The 2,055-nt window shown below is 45.8% G+C and carries 1 protein-coding gene; it reads left to right on the top strand.

Annotated features, from left to right (window positions below):
• Positions 1–175: 175 nt before the first annotated feature.
• Positions 176–1,849, top strand: a complete 1,674-nt coding sequence (locus tag F6K38_RS40350) for a formylglycine-generating enzyme family protein (RefSeq protein WP_287360472.1) — start codon at positions 176–178, stop codon at positions 1,847–1,849.
• The last annotated feature ends 206 nt before the right edge of the window (positions 1,850–2,055 follow it).

The following is a 2,055-nucleotide window of genomic DNA, read 5'->3' as shown; positions in this document are numbered from 1 at the left end:
CCGCTGAAGTTTTGTGGCACATTAAACAGCATACCAAGTTAATTGCCTGGTTGAATCCCGTTCCCTCTGAACGCTGGCAGGGAAGCACTGCCCAATTTATCGCTCATTTAGTACCAATGTACCCCCTGGATCCTCATGGGTTAAATCAAGCGATCGCACAGATTCGTTAAGATGTATGACAACTTCCTCATCTGACCAATTAACCGAAGAAATAGCCAAGCAACAAATTGAACGGTTTGTGGCCAGGTTTGAGCCCAACTATCGCTATCTAGCTTGTCATTGCGCTTTGCCCTTGGTATTGACTCCAGAATTGGTCAATTATATTCGAGTGCAATTTTTACTGAACGAGGAAGTGCCTTGGATAGCAGAAGCGGATTTACTGTTGTCGGAGTTATGCCGTCCAGTTGGTTATGAATTATATGCCATGACTCCGGCGGTACGGTCTCATTTATTGGCACAATTTGAAACACCAGAATTTCAGCACAAATTTGGCACAAATCGCCTCAAATCCGTAGCCCAATTGCTGATGGACTACGTGACTTATTTAATGGGAACCCATCCCCCTAGCCGACAGCGAGAATTCCAGGCACAACAATGGGCAGCCATGGTGTATTTAGATCAACATCGCACTGAAGCAGAAGAAGAGATTGCCACAGCCCTACAAGGATTGGTTAACCGAGGAAAAAATGGACAGGCAGAATTAGCCCGATTACAGCGTCTAATTCAAGAATTTAGACCCCAGTTGAGTCAATATGACTCCTTAATGAAATTTGCTGAATCCCTGGGAATGTGGCTCAAAGGTCAAATTACCCCTGATGCTGGTCAATCCTATGGTGTTCATGGGGTAAACCTTAGCCTTAATCAAGTCACTCAGCTGGAAGGTTTCCCACCCATGCAAACCTTTGAATGTGAGGTGGCAACCATTGGGCTGGGAGCAGGGACAGAGATATTCCCAGACATTGAGCTAGAACCTTTTGAGTTTGAAGTGGTAACTATTGAGTTAAAACAAACAAGCTGGTTCAGAAGAAAAACAGAACTAATTATCAACCGTCATCAGCATGGAGCTTATGGTTTTACCGAAGACTTAGGGAATGGAGTTGAGCTAGAGATGGTTGGCATTCGTGAAGGGAGCTTTATCATGGGTTCTCCAGAAACCGAAGAGGGGCATAGCAAAAGTGAAAGTCCCCAGCATCAAGTCACGGTTAAATCCTTCTTGATGGGCAAATACCCAGTTACCCAAGCTCAATGGCAAGCGGTGGCAGCCCTACCCCAAGTCAACATAAAACTTAAACCCAATCCATCCTATTTTAAAGGGGAAGACCGACCTGTAGAGAGAGTCTCTTGGTATGATGCTGTAGAGTTTTGTGAGCGGCTGTCCCAGTATACCAAACGCCCTTATCGCTTGCCCAGTGAAGCCGAGTGGGAGTATGCTTGTCGAGCAGGTACAACGACTCCGTTTCATTTTGGTGAGACAATTACAACTGACCTAGCTAACTATGATGGCAACTATACTTATGGCTCTGGTTCCAAAGGCAAATATCTTGAGGAAACAACCCCAGTGGGAAGTTTTGGGGTAGCCAATGAGTTTGGACTCTACGATATGCATGGAAATGTGTGGGAGTGGTGTGCAGACCATTGGCACTCAAACTATGAAGATGCACCAACAGATGGCAGTGCCTGGCTTTATGATAATGAAAATGATAATAAACGGCGGCTGTTGCGGGGCGGTTGTTGGGTCGACGGTCCTGGATTCTGCCGTTCTGGGTCTCGCAACCTCTATTTTCCGGCCCTCAGGCACAGCTACGATATTGGTTTTCGTGTGGTGTGTGGGTGTGCGTGGACTCCGTAACCCTTTACCCTTTTGCCCTTTTGCCCTGTTTTTTTTATTCTTGTGGAACAGGCTTCTAGCCTGTTGCGGGAATAGGCTTCCTGTGTCAAGCTCAATCAACTAATAATATTGGTCACTGGCAAGATCTAATAATATTGGTCACTGGCAAGATGCCAGTTCTACAACTAATAATAATATCACGCGGCAAGATGCCAGTTCTACCGGTA

Origin of the sequence: Moorena sp. SIO3B2, from assembly GCF_010692525.1 — a bacterium.
In the GTDB taxonomy this organism is placed as follows: domain Bacteria; phylum Cyanobacteriota; class Cyanobacteriia; order Cyanobacteriales; family Coleofasciculaceae; genus Moorena; species Moorena producens.
The sequence above is the reverse complement of the archived record's forward strand: the minus strand, read 5'-3'. Positions and strand labels throughout refer to the sequence as shown.